General features: G+C 37.4%; 22 protein-coding genes and 2 tRNA genes. 22 read left to right on the top strand and 2 right to left on the bottom strand.

Annotation, left to right across the window (positions count from 1 at the left end; translation table 11 throughout):
* The first annotated feature begins 1 nt into the window (after position 1).
* Positions 2–1,669, top strand: a complete 1,668-nt coding sequence (locus tag C7390_RS10220) for a SulP family inorganic anion transporter (protein WP_055173836.1) — start codon at positions 2–4, stop codon at positions 1,667–1,669.
* A 357-nt stretch (positions 1,670–2,026) separates the two neighbouring features.
* On the opposite strand, the gene C7390_RS10215 is transcribed toward C7390_RS10220, so the two are convergent.
* Positions 2,027–2,866 (bottom strand): amidohydrolase family protein, encoded by an 840-nt coding sequence (locus C7390_RS10215; RefSeq protein ID WP_022501435.1) that lies wholly within the window; start codon positions 2,864–2,866, stop codon positions 2,027–2,029.
* Between the two features lie 425 nt (positions 2,867–3,291).
* Here C7390_RS10215 and C7390_RS10210 point away from each other — a divergent pair, with 425 nt between their 5' ends.
* From C7390_RS10210 to C7390_RS10140, 15 genes are all read left to right on the top strand, one after another.
* On the top strand, positions 3,292–3,834 hold the full coding sequence (locus C7390_RS10210; protein ID WP_022501434.1) for a stage V sporulation T C-terminal domain-containing protein: 543 nt from the start codon (positions 3,292–3,294) through the stop codon (positions 3,832–3,834).
* Between the two features lie 150 nt (positions 3,835–3,984).
* Positions 3,985–4,224, top strand: a complete 240-nt coding sequence (locus C7390_RS10205; protein WP_022501433.1) for an RNA-binding S4 domain-containing protein — start codon at positions 3,985–3,987, stop codon at positions 4,222–4,224.
* Between the two features lie 135 nt (positions 4,225–4,359).
* Positions 4,360–4,647: a sporulation protein YabP gene (yabP, locus tag C7390_RS10200; protein ID WP_022501432.1), complete on the top strand. Its 288-nt coding sequence runs from the start codon at positions 4,360–4,362 to the stop codon at positions 4,645–4,647.
* A 74-nt stretch (positions 4,648–4,721) separates the two neighbouring features.
* The gene (gene yabQ, locus C7390_RS10195; protein ID WP_022501431.1) at positions 4,722–5,123 is read left to right on the top strand and encodes a spore cortex biosynthesis protein YabQ; all 402 of its coding nucleotides are present in this window, start codon (positions 4,722–4,724) and stop codon (positions 5,121–5,123) included.
* Positions 5,124–5,450, top strand: coding sequence for an FtsB family cell division protein (locus C7390_RS10190; protein WP_055173850.1), 327 nt, complete (start codon positions 5,124–5,126; stop codon positions 5,448–5,450).
* Between the two features lie 92 nt (positions 5,451–5,542).
* A complete protein-coding gene (locus C7390_RS10185; protein ID WP_022501429.1) occupies positions 5,543–6,667 on the top strand; it encodes a SpoIIE family protein phosphatase in 1,125 nt (374 codons plus the stop codon).
* A gap of 52 nt (positions 6,668–6,719) precedes the next feature.
* Positions 6,720–8,282: a tRNA lysidine(34) synthetase TilS gene (gene tilS / locus C7390_RS10180; protein ID WP_318295667.1), complete on the top strand. Its 1,563-nt coding sequence runs from the start codon at positions 6,720–6,722 to the stop codon at positions 8,280–8,282.
* Between the two features lie 2 nt (positions 8,283–8,284).
* Complete coding sequence (gene hpt / locus C7390_RS10175; RefSeq protein WP_242854075.1) at positions 8,285–8,824, top strand: hypoxanthine phosphoribosyltransferase; 540 nt, start codon at positions 8,285–8,287, stop codon at positions 8,822–8,824.
* 41 nt (positions 8,825–8,865) lie between these two features.
* On the top strand, positions 8,866–10,713 hold the full coding sequence (gene ftsH, locus C7390_RS10170; RefSeq protein ID WP_055173856.1) for an ATP-dependent zinc metalloprotease FtsH: 1,848 nt from the start codon (positions 8,866–8,868) through the stop codon (positions 10,711–10,713).
* A gap of 535 nt (positions 10,714–11,248) precedes the next feature.
* The gene (locus tag C7390_RS10165; protein WP_116444154.1) at positions 11,249–13,363 is read left to right on the top strand and encodes a glycoside hydrolase family 13 protein; all 2,115 of its coding nucleotides are present in this window, start codon (positions 11,249–11,251) and stop codon (positions 13,361–13,363) included.
* A gap of 52 nt (positions 13,364–13,415) precedes the next feature.
* Positions 13,416–14,345 carry a GDSL-type esterase/lipase family protein gene (locus C7390_RS10160; RefSeq protein ID WP_116444153.1) on the top strand — a complete coding sequence of 310 codons (930 nt, stop codon included), beginning with the start codon at positions 13,416–13,418 and terminating at the stop codon, positions 14,343–14,345.
* A complete protein-coding gene (gene trmD / locus C7390_RS10155; RefSeq protein ID WP_055173858.1) occupies positions 14,345–15,052 on the top strand; it encodes a tRNA (guanosine(37)-N1)-methyltransferase TrmD in 708 nt (235 codons plus the stop codon). Before C7390_RS10160 ends, trmD begins: the two co-directional genes overlap by 1 nt.
* A 104-nt stretch (positions 15,053–15,156) precedes the next feature.
* A tRNA-Phe gene (locus C7390_RS10150) sits at positions 15,157–15,229 on the top strand.
* 35 nt (positions 15,230–15,264) lie between these two features.
* Positions 15,265–15,335 (top strand) — tRNA-Gly (locus C7390_RS10145).
* A gap of 29 nt (positions 15,336–15,364) precedes the next feature.
* Complete coding sequence (locus C7390_RS10140) at positions 15,365–16,084, top strand: 3'-5' exonuclease (RefSeq protein ID WP_318295666.1); 720 nt, start codon at positions 15,365–15,367, stop codon at positions 16,082–16,084.
* A 58-nt stretch (positions 16,085–16,142) separates the two neighbouring features.
* On the opposite strand, the gene C7390_RS10135 is transcribed toward C7390_RS10140, so the two are convergent.
* On the bottom strand, positions 16,143–16,757 hold the full coding sequence (locus C7390_RS10135; protein WP_116444152.1) for a hypothetical protein: 615 nt from the start codon (positions 16,755–16,757) through the stop codon (positions 16,143–16,145).
* Between the two features lie 265 nt (positions 16,758–17,022).
* On the opposite strand from C7390_RS10135, the gene C7390_RS10130 reads away from it, so the two are divergent.
* From C7390_RS10130 to C7390_RS10105, 6 genes are all read left to right on the top strand, one after another.
* Positions 17,023–17,994, top strand: a complete 972-nt coding sequence (locus tag C7390_RS10130) for an AIR synthase related protein (protein ID WP_055173861.1) — start codon at positions 17,023–17,025, stop codon at positions 17,992–17,994.
* A 23-nt stretch (positions 17,995–18,017) separates the two neighbouring features.
* On the top strand, positions 18,018–18,500 hold the full coding sequence (locus C7390_RS10125) for an Lrp/AsnC family transcriptional regulator (RefSeq protein WP_022501625.1): 483 nt from the start codon (positions 18,018–18,020) through the stop codon (positions 18,498–18,500).
* Positions 18,497–19,657, top strand: coding sequence for a pyridoxal phosphate-dependent aminotransferase (locus C7390_RS10120; RefSeq protein ID WP_116444151.1), 1,161 nt, complete (start codon positions 18,497–18,499; stop codon positions 19,655–19,657). Before C7390_RS10125 ends, C7390_RS10120 begins: the two co-directional genes overlap by 4 nt.
* A 30-nt stretch (positions 19,658–19,687) precedes the next feature.
* Positions 19,688–20,164, top strand: a complete 477-nt coding sequence (locus tag C7390_RS10115) for a chemotaxis protein CheX (RefSeq protein WP_116444150.1) — start codon at positions 19,688–19,690, stop codon at positions 20,162–20,164.
* A 22-nt stretch (positions 20,165–20,186) separates the two neighbouring features.
* On the top strand, positions 20,187–20,681 hold the full coding sequence (locus tag C7390_RS10110; RefSeq protein ID WP_022501628.1) for a tRNA (cytidine(34)-2'-O)-methyltransferase: 495 nt from the start codon (positions 20,187–20,189) through the stop codon (positions 20,679–20,681).
* A gap of 104 nt (positions 20,682–20,785) precedes the next feature.
* Complete coding sequence (locus C7390_RS10105) at positions 20,786–23,254, top strand: helix-turn-helix transcriptional regulator (RefSeq protein WP_055307089.1); 2,469 nt, start codon at positions 20,786–20,788, stop codon at positions 23,252–23,254.
* The last annotated feature ends 169 nt before the right edge of the window (positions 23,255–23,423 follow it).

Here is a 23,423-nt window from a genome sequence, read left to right as displayed (position 1 = left end):
AATGAATGAATTGGTACCAAAGATATTTGATGTAATGAAGACATATTCCAAGGACCAGTTAGTAAAGGATATAGTGGCAGGGATTATTGTTGCGATAATAGCCCTGCCATTATCCATTGCACTGGCACTTGCATCAGGAGTAAGCCCGGAGCAGGGTATATATACAGCAATATTTGCTGGATTTGTTATTTCCTTCTTAGGAGGAAGCAGGGTTCAGATAGCTGGACCTACAGCAGCATTTGCTACAATAGTAGCTGGTATAGTTGCGAAAAATGGTATGGATGGACTTATAGTTGCTACAATTATGGCAGGTATAATACTTGTTATTATGGGGCTTCTTAAGTTCGGTAACCTTATAAGATTTATTCCTTATACAATAACTACAGGTTTTACATTTGGTATTGCTGTGACTATTGTTATAGGACAGATTAAAGATTTTCTTGGCCTTACTTATCCGGCAGGAACTGCTACAGTTGAAACTATGGATAAGTTAAAGGCGATAATTGCCAATATAGGAACATTTAATATAAAAGCATTAATAGTTGGTGCGGTATCACTTGCAATTCTTATTATATGGCCTAAGTTCAAGTCTCTTGATAAAATTCCACCATCACTTATTGCGGTTATAGTATCAGTTCTTATGGTTAAATTCATCGGACCATTAAAAGATGTCAATACAATCGGAAGTCTGTATACAATAAAGAAAGGACTTCCAGGAGTGTCAGTACCATCAGTTAATATGGATATGATACTTACACTTCTTCCAGATGCTCTTACAATAGCGGTTCTTGCAGGAATAGAGAGTCTGCTTTCGTGTGTAGTATCAGATGGAATGATAGGTTCAAGACATAAGCCTAATATGGAGCTTGTTGCACAGGGAGCAGGTAATATCGTATCCGCACTTTTCGGTGGTATTCCAGCGACAGGCGCTATTGCAAGAACAGCGGCTAATGTCAAGAATGGTGGACGTACACCTATAGCAGGTATGGTTCACTCAGTTACACTTCTTATTGTGCTTGTGGTGCTTATGCCATATGCGGCCTGGATACCAATGCCAGCCATTGCGGCAATTTTATTTATTGTTGCATACAATATGAGTGGCTGGAGAGAGATGGTTAATCTTGTTAAGCACTCACCAAAGTCAGATACATTAGTATTACTTACAACTATGGTGCTTACAGTTGTATTTGACCTTGTTGTGGCTATAGAAGTAGGTATTGTTATGGCTGCACTTCTTTTCCTGAAGAGAATGGCAGACGTAACAGAAGTAAGAAGCTGGAAATATATCGGGGAAAATATTGATGAGAATAACGACCCTGAGAGTATTAATTTAAAGAAAGTTCCTGATAAGACTTTAGTATACGAAATAATCGGACCAATGTTCTTTGCGGCAGCGGATAAGTTTATGGATATACATATGGAGTCAGATGTAAAAGTAGTTATAATCAGAATGCGTGGTGTTCCAGCTATGGATATATCAGCATTGCGTTCGCTTAAGAATATACACAATGTATGTAAGAAGCGTGGTATAACTATGGTATTATCCCACGTCCAGGAACAGCCTAAGTCTATGATGGAGAAGGCTGGATTTGCGGCAGAAGTTGGAGAAGATAACTTCTGTGCTAATATTGATGCGGCGTTGGCATATGCACAGGAGATAGTGGGGTAAGAGCGGCAAGAGCGGAGCTGGCAGACGGACGGATGGACGGCGAAAGGCGGGACAGCCCCCTGCCGTGTGGAACTGCGGATAAGACAATTGGATATTACCGGGTGTTTCCGAGGGAGTGTTGTGGCGTTGGACGCACACGCTCATATTCGGCATCCTGCCTCAGTATTCGCTTGACCAGACCTCGTGTCTGGTCATTGCTGTTTATGGGTGCGGAAACATTGGTAATATCACAATTCTCTTATAATGCAGTGCCACGCGGCAGGGGGCTGTCCTGCTTTTCGCCTGTTCGTTGCCAGTTCGTGCGGGGCGGGGCGGGCAATGCGCTGTGCTGTTGCCCTTGGGGAAGGAGAAAAATGGTTATGGTGTATTTGTCAGGAAACTGCCGAGCAGTGTGGCGGCGTTGCCGCCTTCGATGGCTGTGAGTTCTTCTGGGGTGAGACCGCTTGTCCTTAGGAGGTGGAGGGACTCGGACTGGTCGGACCAGGGGCTGTCTGTTCCAAAGAGAATGTGGTCAGAGCCATGTGTGCGGACCATCTGGACGAATTTCTCTTTGGAGAGGAAGTTGTTGTCCGGAGTGCTTTTTAAGACAAGTGCAGTGTCGAGCCATACATTTGGTGTTCCAATTAGCTGGTCACATACTTCGTCATACATAGACCAGCCACCCATATGGGCTAATACAAGTTTGTGTGGTGGGACTTCTTTTATCATATTGGCAAGGCGTTCAACGCTTGCCTCATCACAGTTAGGAAAGCTTATATCCATACCGCAGTGGATAGATACAATAAGGTCGTTGTCGTTTGCACATTCTATTATTCTAAGACATCTTGGGTCATCTATATTGGTGCGCTGGAATACAGGGTGAAGCTTAATTCCTGGAACACCAGCTTTGGCAAGGTCACTTATTATAGTCTTGTAGTCATCATTATCAGGATGAATTGTACCAAATGATATTATTCCAGTAGATTTAAAGGATTTATTAGTTTCTATGGCTATTTTGTTGATAGTCGTATGCTGTGACGGCTTTGTTGCTATAGGCAGTAAGACAGAGTAATCAATGCCAGCTTTTTTCATAGAAGCTTTGATAGAGTCTACACGTCCATCCAGATAATTAGGTATACCGCCGCTTTGAGCAAGTCGTCCTACGGCACGGTCCGCAATGTCATCAGGAAAGCTGTGAGTATGAAAATCTATAATCATAAATATCCTCATTTCTGCGCCCCAGTTATAAGTATAGCGTGTCGGGTGCGCATAACACTAATTCATATTTTTACCATTTAAGAACGCATTTAAACATTTAATAATTAAATGATAACATAATAAAAGGAGCAGGTCAAAACGCGCAAAACAACCTGCCTATATGGATTTCGTGTTGCATATTATGTGGAAAAACCACAGATAATTATTGTATTATACTAGGTGGTTTATATGCTGGCAATATGGATATAGTCAGCAAAAGAGAAGAATGGCAGAATTTAGATGACTAGCCTTTTTAAAATGTATAATTTTTCACAATTTTCACATACTACCCATACAACGCAATATATGGAAAATAGTTCGATAAACCATTGAATGAGCATAGAGAAACAGCGTGTATGGATTATATTGAAAATAAGGAGGATTGTATGAAAGCCACTGGAATTGTTCGTCGTATAGATGATTTAGGAAGAATTGTAATACCAAAGGAGATAAGAAGAACATTAAGAATAAGGGAAACTGACCCTATGGAGATATATACAGATATGGATGGGCAGATTGTGTTAAAGAAATATTCTCCGATGGCAGATGTATCGGAATTTGCAGTGGAATATGCGGAGTCCATAGCACAGAATACAGGAATGACAATTGCAATAACTGACAGGGATTGTGTTATTGCGGCAGCAGGAACACAGAAAAAGAATGTACAGGGAAAGCATATTACCAAAGAACTTAATGATATTATGGATAAAAGGCAGAGTGTTGTAGCAAGTGCCAGTGAGAATGATTATGTAAAAGCGGTAACAGACTATGATTGTGAGTCAGAGGTGATAAGTCCGATAATATGTGCCGGAGATGTTCTGGGTATGGTTATTATGTTTGGCAATGACAAGAAACAGAAGCTTGGCGAGAGTGAGAAAAGAATAGTTAAAGTTGCGGCGGATTTTTTGGGCAGACATATGGACAATTAGCAGATAATTTTAATATAATAATATGATGTAAGGCAAAATACCATTTGCCATATACATCTAAATGCCAGAAGTTAGAAATATTGCACGGCTTCAGGCATTTACATATTAATATAAGTTAATTACGATTGGCAGACATTCCGGAGGAAGATTATGAGATTAGATAAATATTTAAAGGTTTCAAGACTTATTAAAAGACGTACAGTAGCTAATGATGCGTGTGATGCAGGCAGGGTAATGATTAATGGTAAAGTGGCTAAGGCATCAGTTGATGTCAAGGCAGGAGATATAATAGAGATATCTTTTGGTAATAAGAATGTTAAGGTAAGGGTTACAGACGTAAAGGACACAGTTAAGAAAGAAGAAGCTAAGGAGATGTTTGAATATATTTAATGATTAAGTATATTTAATGTTTGAGCATATCTAATAGTTTAATGTGTTTAAATAATAGTTATAATTAAGCATTTTTTGGTGTACCGCCTAATATATTAGACAGGTAAGATAAATGTATAATATATGGAGGCAGTTATGGACGATATTAAAAGGGTAAGACATCCTCATACAGTAAGAATGGAAGATAGAAAGAAGGCTCAGTTTACTGGTATTACTGACGTTATATCCTTTGAACCATCAAAGGTAATACTTGAGTCAGATTATGGCGTTATTGTTATAAAAGGGGAGTCGCTTCACGTTAATAAGCTGTCAGTTGAGAAGGGGGAGCTTGATGTTGATGGCAGGGTTGACTCACTTGTGTATTCACAGAACAGCATAAGTATGAAAAAAGGCGACTCATTAGTGAACAGGTTATTTAGATAATTGTGAATACATCTTTTAGACATTATAAAGATTAGTTAATTATATAAGTCCAGCAGTAGCGGGGAATAATGCTTATGTCAGGTGATATTATATGGGAGAGCGGCACATTTTTATATGCACTTTGGTGGGGAATGGTGCTCGCATTTCAATATGATACGATAAGAATAATAAGAAGAATAATAAGACACCGGCGTGTATTTATGATTGCTGTAGAAGATGTTATATACTGGATATATGTAGGAATACGGATATTTATTATATGTTTCTATGTTAATAGCGGAATTATAAGATCATTTATTGTAGTGGGGCTTGTGTGCGGTGTAGTTCTATATCTTAAGGCGTTAAGCGTGTATTACATAAAATATGGAGTAAGGCTTGTAGGAATTTTACTGAAACCATTGAAAATGCTTGTGTCTGTGATTAGAATAGTGTTGCAGTCATTAAGGAAAGACAGACCGAAGAATGGAGAGATATAGATGAGATTTGAGACAAAAAGAGAAAGGGAACAGCGAAGAAAAAGACAGAAACGCTCAGCAATTCTGGGTATGGTATTTGCTATGCTTGTTGTTGTGGGTCTTGGCGTGCTTTTATGGAATGGCAAAAAGAATATTGAAGCCAAAAATGTAGAGTACGAAAAGCAGATTAAAGAGCTTCAGGAACAGGTTGATGAAGAAAAACAGCGTACAGAAGAGCTTAATGAATATAAGAAGTATGTGCAGACGAAGAAGTTTGCGGAGGAGATTGCCAAGGATAAATTCGGACTTATATATCCAGATGAGATAATATTTAAAGGGAAGAAGTAACGTAACAGGGTTCGACACATTTTTTATATAACTGCTATTATAATGGTGTTCGGTTTAAGAAAACAGTATATTTAGACCAGAAATGAGGGGCTATGGCAGTTAAGAATGATGGATTGTGTATGACTTATACGATAAACAGATTGTCCGAAACAGCTAAGACGTTTCGCCGTCTGGGAGAAGCATATGAGTGTGCATCAGGTGATGAAGCACAAAGTCCCAGCTTTAAAAGACAGTTGTTTCTTGTTGCAGATATTCTTGAGGACTGCACGCTTATGCAGTTACAGGCAGATAAGCCGTCTAAGGGAATTGCAAGAGATATGGCTTCAAGGGCACTTGTCGCAGGAATAGTTATTAAAGATGTCAATATATTAAAAGACAAGACAGGCAGGAGTGAAGTTGTTATACTTGCAAGAACTCTTGGCAAGGGCTGTGTCGCAGAGAGAAAGATACGGAAAATAGTATGTGATGTTATGGGGATTGGATACTATTCAGACCATAATAACAGGCTTGTCATTAACGACAACTGCCAGCAGTATGTGTTTCATCAGGAGAACCGTTTCCGATTTTTATCAGGAGTTGCAAGAAAATGTAAAGAAAAAAGCGGCTTTAATGGCGATAATTTTATGGTATCAAGCCTGTCGTGTGGTAAAGTTGTGGCGGCAATTGCAGATGGCTGTGGAAGTGGCAAGAGGGCATTTATTGAGAGCAGAATGGTTATAGAACTTATGGAGAACTGTATAGATGCCGGATTTGAGGAGAAGACAGCCATAGATTTTATCAATACGGCATACATTAATTGCAGTGGCAAAGACAGCCCTGTAACTATGGATATGAGTGTTGTGGACTGCCAGTCAGGTATGATGCATTGCATAAAGTTAGGGGCAGTATCTACATTTATTAAAAGGGAGGGCTGGGTTGAGATAATCAAATCGTCCACACTTCCTATCGGTGTGCTTGAAAAGGTAGATTACGACTGCACAGCCAAGAAGTTGTACGATGGTGACTATGTAATTATGGTGAGCGATGGTGTGCTTGATAATCTTCCGTGTCTTAATAAAGAGGAGAAAATGGTAGAGATTATCGAGGAAGTTGTAATGAAAAAGCCTAAAGCGATAGCTGACGAGATACTTAGAAAGTCAATGTCATATAATAATTGTGAAGTATGTGATGACTGCACAGTGCTTGTGTTCGGACTGTTTGACACCTACAACAAATAAATATATAATTGGGCAATATTGCCATATAAAACAACAGGAGAAAGCATTTAATATGGATGTTAATAATATAGAGAAAAAGGTATGGGCATACATAAAGGCTAATAATATGCTTGAGGATTGCAGTAATGCAGTTGTCGGTGTGTCAGGCGGAGCAGATTCTGTCTGTCTTATGATTATGCTTAACGATTATATTATACATAATAATAAAGACGTAAAGCTTCATATTGTACACGTTAATCATGGTATAAGAAAAGAAGCCGCTGATGATGAGCAGTTTACAAGAAAGCTGTGTGAAAGTCTTAAGCTTGATTATCATTGCTACAATATAGAATGTGAAAAGATAGCAAGGGAGAATAATCTTACTGTTGAGGAAGCTGGAAGACTTGAAAGATATGATATATTTGACAAGCTTTCAAAGCAGTATGATAAGACAAGGATATTTGTTGCCCATCATATGAATGACCAGGCAGAAACGGTTATTATGAATATGGCGAGGGGTACATCACTTAAAGGAATAAGAGGAATTGTGCCGGTGAGGGATAACATATGCCGTCCTCTTCTTTGCATAACAAGACAGGACATAGAAAGCTGGCTTGTGCTAAGAAACCAGTCATTTGTGACAGATGTGACTAATTATGATAACGATTATACAAGGAATTCAATAAGAAATGTCCTGTTGCCATATATGGGTGAGCATATTAATAAAAATGTTGTGCAGAATATTGCATTTATGGCGCAAGAAGTACGGGCGGTTGAGAATTTTGTTGATAAAGAAGCAGACAAGCTGTACAAAAGCTGTGCAATACAGGATGGTGCAGGGATAAGATTATCAGTTGAACAGCTTGGGCAGGCAGATGAGGTGCTTGGAAAAAGAGTTATATATAAGGCACTTGTTAAGCTTGCAGGAAGGGCTAAGGATATATATTCGGTCAATGTATATGATGTATACAAGCTTATTAATCTTCAGACAGGAAGAAAGGTAGACTCGGTATATGGAATAAAGGCAGTGCGTGAATATGAATATATTGTGCTTGAAAGAAAGAACAGAGCAGAGAATACATTTTCTGACACAGCAAGTAACAGATATAGAGCGGACACAGAGCTAACAGCAGATGCAGGACTTGTAGAGGTTCATCGCATAGATATCACTAAATGTAGTAAAGATAGAGAAGTAATTGTTGATATAGATAAGACAGTATATATACCGGAGTATGATAAAATGTATTCAGCAAGTATCAAAATGTCCGTTTATGACAATAATGATAATGACGAAGAATTGGCGGAGAATGCTTCAAATGGTAAAATTTGCGTAAATAAATTGAATAACAGCTATACGAAGTATTTTGATTATGATAAACTTAATAAGTTACTTGATATCAGATTTAAGAATGTCGAGGATAGGATTGTGGTATCGGAAAGCGGTAATACCAAGAAGCTTAAGAAAGAACTGACAGACCGCAAGATACCTGCTTCACACAGAGATGAAATACTGCTTGTGTGTGATAATAACCGCGTGCTATGGGCGTGTGGTGTGCGCAGATGCGAAGATTGCAGGGTCACAGGCTCTACAAAGAACGTATTTAAAATACAGCTTATATTGAAAGAGAGGAATTAATTATGTCAAATAAGCACAAGATAAGTGTAATGATTTCAGAGGACAAACTTCAAGAGAAGATAGCAGAGATTGGTGCTAAGATTAGCGCTGATTATGAGGGTAAGGAAATTAAGCTTATATGTATTCTTAAGGGAAGCATATTCTTCTGCTGTGAACTTGCCAAGAGAATAACAGTTCCAGTAAAGATAGATTTTATGCAGACTTCAAGCTACGGAAGCGGAACAACTTCAAGTGGTAATATTGTAATTAAGAAAGAACTTGATGAGTCTATAGAAGGCGAACATGTAATAGTTGTAGAAGATATTATCGATTCAGGTAATACTTTATTCAGACTTATGCCTATGTTAGAGGAAAGAAATCCAGCAGACATATGTATATGTACACTTCTTGATAAGCCAGACAGAAGAGAAGTTGATATAGATGTTAAGTATAACGGATTTAATATTCCGGATGAATTCGTTGTAGGATATGGTCTTGACTATGACCAGATGTATAGAAATCTTCCATTTATAGGAGTTGTTCATCTTGATGATGAGAATTGATTATTACCTAATTACGAATATATGTAAGAATGGAGATTGATATGGATAATAAGAAAAATGTAAGATTTTCAGGAATGGGAATCTATATGATTATTGTGATTATAGCAGCGATGTTTATTATGTATGTTGCAAGAATGAATACAGGTACAAGCAATTATACTTATAACGAATTAGTTAACGATATCAGCAAGGGTAAGATAGAGAGCGTATCCATAAGACAGAATGCAGAAGTTCCAACTGGTGTTGTAACTGTTAAGGTGAGCGGTGAGCAGTCAGTTAAGAGTGTATATGTATCAGATGTTAAAGATGTAGAAGAACTTTTACTTGATAAGAATATAGAATATACACTTAAAGATGTTGCAAGACAGAGTGTTATGCTTACAACTATACTTCCATTTGGCTTAAGCCTTCTTGTTATTGTATTCATTATGATGATGTTTACAAGACAGGCTGGTGGCGGTGGCAATGCCAAGATGATGAATTTTGGAAAGAGCAGGGCCAGAATGATAAGCAGTGCTGATAATAAAGTTACATTTAAGGATGTAGCTGGTCTTCAGGAAGAAAAAGAAGAACTTGAGGAGATAGTTGATTTCCTTAAAGATCCAGTAAGATATACTTCTCTTGGTGCAAGAATACCTAAGGGTGTTATTCTTACAGGTGCACCTGGTACAGGTAAGACACTTCTTGCCAAAGCTGTTGCCGGAGAGGCAAGCGTACCATTCTTTAGCATATCAGGTTCGGATTTCGTAGAGATGTTTGTTGGTGTTGGTGCTTCAAGAGTAAGAGATATGTTTGAGGAAGCTAAGAAGAACGCACCTTGTATTATATTCATTGATGAGATTGATGCTGTTGCAAGACGAAGAGGAACAGGTATGGGCGGCGGCCACGATGAGAGAGAACAGACACTTAACCAGATGCTTGTTGAGATGGATGGTTTTGGTGTCAATGAAGGAATTATCGTTATGGCCGCTACTAACAGAATTGATATTCTTGACCCAGCTATATTAAGACCGGGAAGATTTGACAGAAAGATAGTTGTCGGCAGACCAGATGTTGCTGGACGACTTGAAATATTAAAGGTACACGCAGCTAAGAAGCCTCTTGGTGATGATGTTGACCTTGATAAGCTTGCAAGAACATCAGCCGGCTTTACAGGTGCTGATCTTGAAAATGTATTAAATGAAGCTGCTATTAATGCGGCAAGAAAGAAGAACAGATATATAACTAACGCAGATGTTGAAGAAGCATTTATTAAGATAGGAATAGGTGTTGAGAAGAAGAGTAAGATTATATCTGACAAAGAGAAGAAGATTACAGCTTACCACGAATCAGGACACGCTATATTATTCCACCTTTTACCAGATGTTGGGCCGGTTCATACAATATCAATCATTCCTACAGGAATGGGTGCGGCAGGTTACACAATGCCGCTTCCTGAAAGAGATGAGATGTTTAACACTAAGGGGAAAATGCTTCAGAATATCGTTGTAAGCCTTGGTGGACGAGTAGCGGAAGAACTCATATTTGATGATATAACAACAGGTGCTTCACAGGATATCAAGCAGGCAACACAGACAGCAAGAGATATGGTTACTAAGTATGGTTTCTCTGACAAGCTTGGTCTTATTAATTATGATACAGACAGTGATGAGGTATTCATCGGAAGAGATCTTGCACATACAAGACCATATGGTGAAGATGTAGCAGCACTCATTGATGAAGAAGTTAAGAGAATTGTAGATGAGTGTTATACCAAGGCTAAGAAGCTTATATCAGAGAATATGGACGTGCTTCATAGAAGTTCAGAACTTCTTCTTGAGAAAGAGAAGATTTCAAGAGAAGAATTTGAAAGTTTGTTTGAAGATAAGCCATATGGAGAGAGTTTATAATCAGGTATTAACAGAGATTTTGCAGTTTAAATGCAGTTAAATAATGGAAATGTATTTATACACAAAAAATATTTGGTGATAATTCACAAAAAAAGTTGCAATATATTGTAAAGTTTGTGAACACTTATGGGACTTTGTATGATATTATAATTAACGTAAAAACCCCCAATACATTATATATTTTTTGCTACACCCCATAATAAGTGAAATACCTTCTCCAAAAAGGACAGTCCCCCCAGACTGTCCTTTTTATTTGCACGAGTAACGATGAGAATGGATAATTTAAAGAAATCTTCCATCCTGCTTGCAGGAATGGAAATTTTTTAAATTATCTATTCGAGGAGCACCGCGTCATAGGTAAGAGCGTATTTTATAAAGTAAATAAATTACGAAGCAGAAACGCTCTTACCTATGACATCGTTACGAGTTAAGAGAAGCTGTAAATTAAAGAAATCTTAATAAATATATCTTACAGTTGAATAAATACCCGTAATGATATAAAATTATATATGATTAATGTCAAGGAGTATTTTCTATGATAATAAGCGCAGGAGTTGAGAACCTTACATCATGGGAAAGAAAGCTTTTGTATATGTGTAATGCAAGGCCAACCATTAATACAAGAGCTTTATTTTCTGATGCGACAAACGATTACAGATGTCCGGCAGAGCCTATGCCGGGTGATACAGTTAAGATACGATTAAGAACAGGTCGTTATAATGTAGACAAGGCGTATATATATGTTAATAATGTAGAATACCCTATGACAAAGATTAAGGCAGTTGGAGTATTTGATTATTACGAGGCTGAGATTAAAGTTAATAATGACAAATTATATTATTATTTCAAGGTAGAGACTGGAAAGGTTGTATGCTATTACAATCAGATAGGAGCTATTAAAGAACTTAATACTTATTATAATTTCCAGATTATGCCGGGATTTAAGACACCTGACTGGGCAAAGGGTGCGGTTATGTACCAGATATTTGCCGATAGATTTTGCGATGGTGATAAATCTAATAACGTGCTTGATGATGAATACAGTTATATAGGCGAACACGTCTGTCAGGTTAAGGATTGGAATAAATATCCAGCCAATATGGGTGTAAGAGAGTTCTATGGTGGCGATTTGCAGGGCGTGCTTGATAAGCTTGATTATCTTAGCGAGCTTGGTGTCGAGGTCATTTATTTTAATCCGTTGTTTGTTTCGCCATCTAATCATAAGTACGATATACAGGACTATGATTATATAGACCCACATTTTGGTGTTATAGTAAAAGATGATGGGGAACTTTTAAAAGAAGGTGACCAGAACAATACTAATGCAACACGATATATTAACAGGGTTACAAGTAAGGAAAATCTTAAAGCGAGTAATGAGTTCTTTGCCAAGGCGGTAGAACAGATACACAGCAGAGGAATGAAAGTCATAATAGACGGAGTGTTTAACCATTGTGGTTCATTTAACAAATGGATGGACAGGGAACACATTTACAGTTCTAGTGATGACGATTATGCCTGCGGTGCATATGAGAAGTATGAAAGCCCATATCACAGCTTCTTTAAATTCTATGGTAATCAGTGGCCGGATAATGGTTCATATGACGGCTGGTGGGGACACGATACACTTCCTAAGCTGAATTATGAAGACTCAGATACACTTGAAAAGTATATTATAGATATTGGAAAGAAATGGGTATCTCCACCGTACAATGTAGATGGCTGGAGGCTTGATGTTGCAGCTGACCTTGGGTACAGCAAGGAATATAACCATACATTCTGGAAAAAGTTCAGACAGGCTGTTAAGGAAGCTAATCCGGAGGCAATAATACTTGCAGAGAATTATGGTGATTCATATGACTGGCTTCAGGGTGATGAATGGGATACGATTATGAATTATGATGCCTTTATGGAGCCTGTAACGTGGTTTCTTACAGGAATGGAGAAGCATAGTGATGAAATGCGCCCTGATTCATTAGGTAATCCTGATTATTTTTTTGGTGCTATGCACCATAATATGGCAAGAATGGGTGGACAAAGTTATTCTATATCTATGAATGAGCTTTCTAACCACGACCATTCAAGATTTCTTACAAGAACTAACCATATTGTTGGCAGGGTTGATAAGCTTGGATCAGAAGTGGCTAATCAGAATGTGAATAAGTTTGTATTTATGGAGGCTGTCATTATTCAGATGACGTGGCCGGGTGCACCAACTGTATATTATGGAGATGAAGCGGGAGTGTGTGGTTTCACAGACCCTGATAACAGAAGAACTTATCCATGGGGACATGAAGATAAGGAGCTTATAGACTTTCATAAGGCAGCAATAAAGATGCACAAGGAGAATGAGGTATTAAGAACCGGCTCGTATAAGCAGCTTTATTCAGCACATAATGTTATTGCATATGGAAGATTTACATCAGATGATGCAGTGATAGTTGTTGTTAATAATGGGGAAGATGAGATAAGAGTTAATATACCTGCCTGGGAGACTGGACTTGCTATGGATGATGATGTCGAGCAGATAATGGTAACATTTGAGGGCGGATATTCAACAGACAGACAAGGTTACAGACTTAAAGACGGAATTCTTAATATAGGCTTAAGAAAGACTTCAGCTACAGTGTTAAGACGTCTTAGATGGTAGATAATGCTGTTAAAATATAATACACAGAAGTAAGAATGAGGAGTAATGTATAATGGCAGTAGATAATAACGAGGAAAAGAATAAAATAGTTCTTAACCGTAAGATGAGATTATGGAACAAGTATAAGAAGCCGGTAATAGGTGTTATTTTGGCTGTAGTAGTTATTACAGTTGTTGCAATTGTTCTTAAATTATGCAGTATTGGAAAGCCAGTGGAAGATAAGGCGACAACACTTGCCAATAACAATAATAATAACAATGATATAATTATTACACAGTCATCTATAGAGATGTCTAACAATGAAACAACAAGTGCAGCTGATACAGAGAGTACAACATCAGCTGTAACAGAAAGCACAACAAGCAGTACAACATCAGCAGCTCAGGTATCAGGCGGAGTTGCCAGGATTACAACTAAGGCAGAGATACAGGAATACACATCACGTTCTAATTATGATGATGCAGTATTCTTTGGTGATATGATTGTATCAGGTATAGGTGAATATGGTTATCTTGACACATCACGCATATTCTCAGATAATAACCTTACAACAGATAAGGCACTTAATTCAGTGTCAAGTGTTGCGGCGGCTAATCCATCTAAGGTATATGTCCTTGTTGGACTTAATGACCTTAACTATGGAACAAGGTCAGGAGAGAATGTAGCTGAGAGAATAGGTTCAATAGTAGAGTCGCTTAAGGAAGCAATTCCATCAGTAAAGGTATATGTAGTGTCACTTCTTCCTATAACACAGAGCTTTGAGGCAAAGTCAAATGTAAAGATAACACAGGCGGCTATTGATGAAGCTAACAGCACACTTGCAGCCAGGGCGACAGAGTATGGAATGACATTTATAGATATAGCAGATGCATTTAAGGATGAGTCTGGATATCTTAATACAGATGTATCAACAGGTGGATATAACCTTAATCATAACTATTACCCATTCTTCCTTAATAATATATCGGGAGCGTCTAACTAATGAAATTTTATGTAATGTCACTATTTCCACAGATGATTTTGGATGGGTTGAATACAAGTATAACAGGCAGGGCTATAGATTCAGGAGTATTGTCTATAGAAGCTGTTGATATAAGGGATTTTTCCAATAATAAGCATATGAAGGTAGATGATTACCCATATGGCGGAGGAGCAGGAATGGTTATGCAGCCGGGACCCGTGTGCGATGCTTATGAGAGCATAGCATCAAGATGTTCAGGCAGACCAAGGGTTGTGTATATGACACCACAGGGGCATACATTTAATCAGCATATGGCAGAAGAATTTGCCAAAGAAGAAGAACTTGTAATTCTGTGTGGACATTATGAGGGAATTGATGAGAGAGCACTTGAAAGCATAGTTACAGACTATGTGTCAATTGGAGATTATGTCCTGACAGGTGGAGAGCTTCCGGCGATGGTTGTTATCGACTCAGTGTCAAGATTAGTTCCGGGAGTACTTAATAATGATGAATCAGCCCAGACAGAGAGCTTCTCGGATGGTTTATTAGAATATCCACAGTACACAAGACCAGCCAATTATAAAGGTATGGAAGTGCCAGAAGTATTATTATCAGGTCACCACGGCAATATAGAGAAGTGGAGGCACGAGAAGTCGTTAGAACGTACTAAGAAGTACAGACCGGACTTATATGAGAAATATATGGCTGAGAACAATAATAACAGTTAAAATAATTGTTGACGGATAAGATATTTATGTGGTAAACTAATCAAGTCTTTTGGTGAATAACTTGATTGTTTACTACAGGATATTATGATGTGAAGTCACAATAAGCCTAGATAGCTCAGTCGGTAGAGCAGAGGACTGAAAATCCTCGTGTCACTGGTTCGATTCCGGTTCTAGGCATTTTATAATTGAATATAATTTAATTATGATGATATGCGGGTGTAGTTCAATGGTAGAACACTAGCCTTCCAAGCTAGATACGTGGGTTCGATTCCCATCACCCGCTCTATTTTTTTACCCAGAAGTACTATACTAATGAAAGGAACAAAGGCAATGATAGACAGCTATGTTGCACTGGATATAGAAACTACAGGGCTTAACCCGGCAGCAGACAGAATAATTGAGATAGGAATGGCAAGGGTATGTAATGGAAACGTGACAGATACATATTCAACACTTGTCAATCCAGGCATTAAGATAAGCGACAGAATAATAGAGCTTACACATATACATAATGAGGAGCTTACAGATAAGCCAAGAATTAATGAACTGATTGATGATGTAATACAATTTATAGGGGATTATCCTATACTTGGACATAATGTTATATTTGATTACAGCTTTTTAAAGAAGGCGGCGGTTAATAACAATCTTGTATTTCCGTCAGCAGGAATAGATACACTTAAAATGGCAAGAAGAATACTTCCAGAACTGGAGCATAAGAAGCTTGATTATCTGTGTGAGTATTTGAAGATTGACCCTGGTAACTCACACAGAGCTTTAGATGATGCGCTGAGTGCAAGCGGAATATACTGGAAAATGTATACAATAAAACCGGATGATTCAGGCTTTGAAATACCATCTGAGCTTGTATACAGTGTGAAAAAGGATAGTCCGATTACACAGGCACAAAGAAATTATCTTACAGCACTTGTTGTAAAGCATAATGTAAAGCTTGATATCCCGATTGATGAGATGACCAAGAGTATAGCTTCACGAAACATAGATAAGATACTTTCAGAATATGGAAAATAATGGTTAGTAATGAATTAATGTTTATATAGATAATATATTCATATAATTAATTAAATACCTAGTTAATAGCTGATACTATCAGGTCTTTATTAACAGACTTGATAAGAGAGGCGTATTGTCTTAACTGTCTGATTTTGGAAGCATTTCCTGCTTCTGAATATAATGCGTAAAGGTCAGTATAGGTAAGTCGTATGTCAGAGCCAATCCTTACGGCATATTCAAGAAATGCTGTGGCATCGGATATGTCCTTATGTTCAATAAGGATATGTCCAAGCTCTGAAAGGCTCTTTATAAATGAAGTGTAGCTGTCTTCGTATTGTGTTAAAGTATCAAGATTGGCAACACCATATTTTAACTTAAGGTCAGTGTTGGAATACTCTGACAGGTTAAGCATTGGCTCAGTCTTAAGTGTCTGGATATTATTATAAGCCTTAAGGGCTTCTGGTGAATTATTTAATATGTCAGCTAATGTCAGGCTGTTATCTATAGTAGGAAGTGTGTCGTCCCATTTAATATAGTTAAGGGAGCTTATATCCTGCTTTCTTGTTGAATTGGCTTTCTGTTCCCTTTCCCAATATTTTTTTGAGCGTTCTGAGCCAGAACGTGTACTTTTTTTAAGATAAAGTTGAATAACTATTAATATTATTATAAAATAAGGCAATATAAAGTGCATAGTATTCTCCGTTTCCAATATGTTATTAAATGTATTGTTTAATGTGCTGCTATGTTTAAGGAGGTAATTATGATTAATTTAAAAAAGAGCAAAACTAAAAGAATATTTGCTGCGGTTATAATAGTAATCCTTGTACTTGCTATGGTACTTCCTATGGCTGTGTCAGCATTTATTTAAGATTAAGTATAGATTGAAAATGTAATATATGCAAGTTCAAGCTTGCAATTGAATGTAATATGTGAAAAGCATAGAAACGAGGAATGATATGAAATTAGGCAAGGTATCAGATACAATTCTTTCAAGGTCTGTATTAAAGCCTCTTAACACTGTAAGAGGCCAGAAGGTTACACGTATGGATATTGGACAGGATGTGTCTGAGGTGGATATTAGAGAGCAGGGCGTGGATAAGACACTGTTAAGTGCGACAGCCTGTGGATATATGCCTCTTATTAAAGCTGTTAATAATATATATGCCGCTGGCGGTACACCCATAGCGGCAAGTGACTGCATAGTTATGCCAGAGCAGGCAAGGGAAATCCGTATAAGGGAAGTAATCGCAGGACTTACAAGACAGGCGGCGGTTACAGAAGTGCCAATAGCCGGAGGGCATACAACAGTCAGCGCTTCGGTCAGTGAGCCTGTAGTAACTGTTACAGTGCAGGGCTTAAGGGAAGACAATAGAAATGTTATTGAGGCAGGACAGCATATAATTGCCGCTGGCTGCATAGGAATAAGTGGAGTAAAGCAGTTAGTTGAAACTGATGAGCAGGCGGTATACGAAAGATATAGTAAAGACTGGGTAAGTAAGGCTGTTGGCGAAGATACAGATATGTATATAGGCGGAATGGTACAGCTTTTAAGGGACAATGGAATTAATTGTTATATGCACGATGTATCAGAGGGAGGAATATTTGGTGCGTTGTGGGATATGTGTGAATATGGCAATGTCGGACTTGATGTTGACATAAGAAGCATACCTGTAAGACAGGAGATTATAGAGATATGCGAATTATTCAATGTTAATCCGTATGAACTGCAATCTTTAGGTTGTTTATTAATGACAGCAGATAATGATTGTGATATTATTAATATACTTAACAGCAATAATATCCCAGCCGCAGTTATAGGAAGAATTGTGAATGGCAATCAGAGAATTCTTCATAATAAAGACGAAGAAAGATTTCTTACATTGCCTAATCAGGATGAGATATTCAGCTGTATAAAGACAGCACAATAATTTAATTGAAAGGGTATGATGATATGAGAGAGAAAATCCTTAACTTGTTAGAGAATAATGGTAGAATTGACATTCACGATATGTCCGTTATGCTTGGAGTCGCGCAGGAAGAAGTCGCGAATGAGATAGCGGATATGGAAAAGGAACATATTATCTGTGGTTATAATACCCTTATCAATTGGGATAAGACAGGCGATGAGAAAGTAACAGCACTTATTGAGGTAAAGGTTACACCTCAGAGAGGACTTGGTTTTGACAGCATTGCCGAGACAATTTACAAATACGATGAAGTTACATCAGTTTATCTTATGTCTGGTGGCTTCGATTTTACAGTTATTATTGAAGGAAAGACTATGAAGTCTGTTGCACAGTTTGTGGCGGCGAAGCTTGCACCACTTGATTCAGTGCTCAGCACATCAACACATTTTGTATTAAAGAAATACAAAGATTATGGAACTGTAATTGACGAAGAAGACAGAGATGAAAGGATGTTAGTAACACCATGAGAGATGCTTTATCTAAGAAAATAGTAGATATAGAGCCTTCAGGTATAAGAAAGTTCTTTGACGTAGTAAGTGAAATTCCAGATGCAATATCACTTGGCGTTGGTGAACCAGATTTTGATACACCTTGGAATGTAAGGGAAGAAGGTATATACGCATTAGAGAAGGGAAGAACATTTTATACTTCTAATGCAGGACTTAAGGAATTAAGACAGGAAATAAGCAGATATGTTGCAAGAAAATATGATACACAGTATGACCCAATGAAGCAGGTGCTTGTAACTGTGGGTGGAAGTGAAGCTATAGATGTAGCGTTAAGATGTATGGTTGACCCAGGTGATGAAGTACTTATACCACAGCCAAGTTATGTATCATATCTTCCTTGTGCAGTTATGGCAGATGCTGTTCCTGTATTTATTAATCTTAAAGAGGAGAATCAGTTTAAGCTTACTAAAGAAGAATTGCTGGAGCATATTACAGATAAGACTAAGATTCTTATAATGCCATTTCCTAACAATCCGACAGGTGCTATCATGACAAGAGAAGAACTTATGGAGTTAGTGCCTGTTATTATAGAGAAGGATTTGTATGTTATATCAGATGAGATATATTCAGAGCTTACATATGGAGATAACAAGCACTGCTCAATAGCAAGCCTTCCTGGTATGAAAGAAAGAACTATTATGATAAATGGTTTCTCCAAAGCATTTGCTATGACAGGCTGGAGATTAGGTTATGCCTGTGGACCTGCTGAGATTATAAAGCAGATGATTAAGCTTCATCAGTATGCGATTATGTGTGCACCAACTAACAGCCAGTTTGCCGCTGTTGAGGCATTAAGGAATTGTGATACAGAGGTAGAGAAGATGGTTACAGCCTACGACCAGAGAAGAAGGTTTCTTCTTCATGAGCTTAAGAGTATGGGAATAGACTGTTTTGAGCCATTTGGGGCATTCTATATATTTCCATCTATCAAGAAGTTTGGTATGACATCAGATGAATTTGCTAGCCGACTTCTAGAAGACCAGAAGCTTGCAGTTGTTCCTGGAACAGCATTTGGCAATAGTGGTGAGGGCTTTGTAAGAATATCGTACGCTTATTCAATTGAGAACCTTAAAGAAGGAATTAAGAGAATAAAGAACTTTATAGAAAAGTTATAAGTACATATTAACTACAATGGAGGAAGAATTATGGCAGGAATGAACGCAGATTTTATCAATCCATTTTTAATGTCAGCGACTAAGATAATGCAGGAAATATGTCAGACAGAGATGAAGATAGGAAAGCCTTATGTCAAGACAACAGAATTCGAGAATGAGTCGGTTGCAGTTATGATAGGTATAACAGGTGAGTTAAAGGGTCAGGTTATTATGGCATTTGAGTTTAATAAGGCATTGGACGTGGCATCTAAGATGATGATGGGTATGCAGGTAACTGCACTTGATGATATGTCTATAAGTGCAATAAGTGAGCTTGGTAATATGATTATGGGTAATGCTGCAACAATATTCTCAACAAAGGGATATGTTATAGATATTACACCACCAAGCGTATGTCACGGAGATATGACTATTACACAGTCATATACACAGAATATATGTGTGCCTATCCATTCAGGTGACGAAGTGGCACTTGAACTTAATATAGCTGTAATAGCAGAACAGTAAAGAATTATAAGGAAAGATAATTATGTTAAATATAGTATTACATGAGCCAGAGATGCCTGCTAATACTGGCAATATAGGAAGAACCTGTGTAGCGGCAGGCGCACGATTACATTTAATTGAGCCGCTTGGGTTCAGCCTTAATGAGAAAATGCTTAAAAGAGCGGGACTTGATTACTGGGATAAGCTTGATGTGACAGTATATAATGATTATGAAGATTTTCTTAACCGTAATCCGGGTGCTAAGATATATATGGCAACTACTAAGGCACATCATACATACGCTGATGTGAAGTATGAAGACGACTGCTATATTATGTTCGGAAAGGAAAGTGCGGGAATACCAGAGGATATACTTGTAGACCACGAGGATACCTGTATAAGGATACCGATGATTGGAGATATCCGTTCCCTTAATCTTTCTAATTCAGTGGCAATAGTGGCTTACGAGGCATTAAGACAGCACGGCTTTGAGAATATGAGCTTGTCAGGAGAATTGCATAAGCTTCATTGGAAGTAATTAATTATAATGGGATGAGGGTACATTTTATGTATCCTTATCCTTTGTAATATACAGAGTTATCAGATGAGTAAGGTGTATTGGATACAGGAGTTGCGAAACGTATGAGAAACAACAGCAATATCGTTAATTTTTATGCGAAAGAATATATAAGAGAGAGGTTAGAAAGCTCTCTGGATAAATTCATAGATAAACAGCTTATAATGGTGGTAGCACCATCGGGATATGGAAAGTCCACACTTGTAAGGCATTATTTTAATGACAGGCCATATTATAATAAAATGTGGTTCCCTATGCAGAGTAAAGAAAAAGACGACAACTGGGTGTGGAAAAGATTATGCCAGAAGTTGGGTGAATATAGTGAAGAGTTAAAAGGAAAACTGTCGGATACACAGCTTCCACAGTCTAAGCAGGAATTGTCTTATATAGTTAAAATATTAAGGCAATATGTCAATGATACAGTATATCTTATAGTAGATGATTATCAGGAATGTGCAAGTGTCACATTAGACAACCTTATAATGGAAGTTGTAGATAATATAGACAATATTCATATAGTGCTTATATCAAGAATACTCCCATACAATATACCATATGAAGCAATGTTTCTAAAAGGACAAAGTGTGCTTATCACACAGCAGGATTTAAAGCTTACTAAAGACGAAGAAAAAGTAATATTTAAAGAGAATGAAATAAATCTTACAGCTGAAGAAGCAGATTTGTTATATGAGCATACAGATGGCTGGATTAGTGCTGTTTATCTGTCTTTATATGAATATAAGAAGCTTGGCAGAATGGGTGGTTTTCTTTCTGTCAATCATCTGTTAAAGACAACTATATTTGATAAGTTGTCAGCAGATATGCAGGAATTCTTTATGAAAATGTCACTTTTTGACTGGTTTGATATTGAAGGTGCAGAGTATGTCACACAGCTTGATGTTACAGAGAATGACCTGCTTGAAAGTGTAGAGCAATTTGGATTTCTTGATTATGATGTGACAACACATTCATTTGCTATGCACACATTATTAAGAAATGTGTCTGGTATGGAATTGAATAAATCGGACATAGAAATTTCTATGCTTTATAACAGGGCGGCAGAAGTATCTGAAAAGCGAAAGTCTTATATAAAGGCAGTAGCTTATTATACTAAGGCAAAGAACTGGGACAGAATTGCAGCTTTATATGCAGGAAAGAATGGAAGACGTCTTATTGAGAGAGCACCGGGAATATTCCAGAGCGTAAGAGAGAATATAGAAGAAGTTATGTGGGAAAAATATCCGACTGTAATGCTTAATTATCTTTATTATATGTCAACTAAGGAAAATGTGCATAATGTAATGCCATTATATGAAGAGATAATTAATGATATTAATAATCATCCAATATGGAAAGATAATAAGTTCCTTATGGGCGAGATGATGATTATATTATCAATTCTTCAATTTAATAATCTTGAAAAGATGAATCAGTCCTTAATAAAAGTCAGAGAATATTTTGGTGAGAGAACATCGGTTATATTTGGCAATTCACTTCTTACTTATGGAACAACGTGTATGACGACATTGTATTACAATAAGTCAGGCAGGCTCAAGGAGATAATAGAGCAGGAAAAAGAATATGCTAAAGCATATATGAGAATAACACAGGGAAGCAGAGTGGGATGGGATGAATTCTTTGATGCAGAATATGCAATGATTACAGGTGATATTGATACAGCCTACAGGCTAGCAAAGCAGGTGTTATTACAGAACATTTTAAGAAACCAGACGTGTATAATTATAAGCTGCTACTATATGATATTAAAATGTCTTATATATTATGGTAAGAAAGAGGAATTCTATGAAGGCATTGAAAAGCTTAATGAGTTGACCAGGGATATAACATATCCCCTTCTTATTATAGATGCTGAGCTTGTGCAGGGCTATGTATATGCGTGCCTTGGACAGCAGGAGAAAATGTCAGACTGGTTACAGAATTTCAGACTTGAGAACTGTAGTAAGCAGATAAGGAACATACGAAGCGGCTGTATGACATATGGAAAGCTTATGTGTTATAAGAAAGACTGGGCAATGCTTGATATGATAGGACAGCAGATGATGGTTCCATATGAGAATACATCACATATATATCCATTTATAACAGGCTGCGTATACAGGGCAATAGCACAGTATAATATGGGTAATACAACAGAAGCTGAAAGGTATATTAAGTGGGCAGTTGAACTTTCATATGACGATAACGTGATAATGCCATTTATTGAGAATGGTGTTGAATTAGAACCTGTTATAGAAAATGTGTATACAGACGGATTCCTTGAGTCATTAAAGCCATATATCGCTAAATACAAGGCTGGAATAGAAAGCTTTAATGCAGTTAAAGACGACAATCCATATAAGCTTACCAAGAGAGAAAAAGAGCTTATGGAATATGTTAAGGCTGGTTATAAGAATTCAGAGATTAGTGAGCAGATGCACATCGCATTAGTGACAGTTGAGAAAAATCTTACAAGCGTATATAGAAAGCTTGGAGTTAATAATAGAACATCAGCAATTATGATGTTACAGAAATAATATGTTATAGAATAATATGTAATTTAATGCTTGCGGACAGGCTTATAAAATAACAGATTATGGAGCAAAAACCAGTATATCATATAATAAAAAGTATGGTTTACCATAATAGAAAATCATTTTCTATATATGTATACTACAAAAGTTAGTTTAAAATTGAGTAAATAGG

Origin of the sequence: Bacteroides galacturonicus, assembly GCF_003096855.1 — a bacterium.
In the GTDB taxonomy this organism is placed as follows: domain Bacteria; phylum Bacillota; class Clostridia; order Lachnospirales; family Lachnospiraceae; genus Lachnospira; species Lachnospira rogosae.
This window is presented reverse-complemented; position numbering and strand designations above follow the sequence as displayed.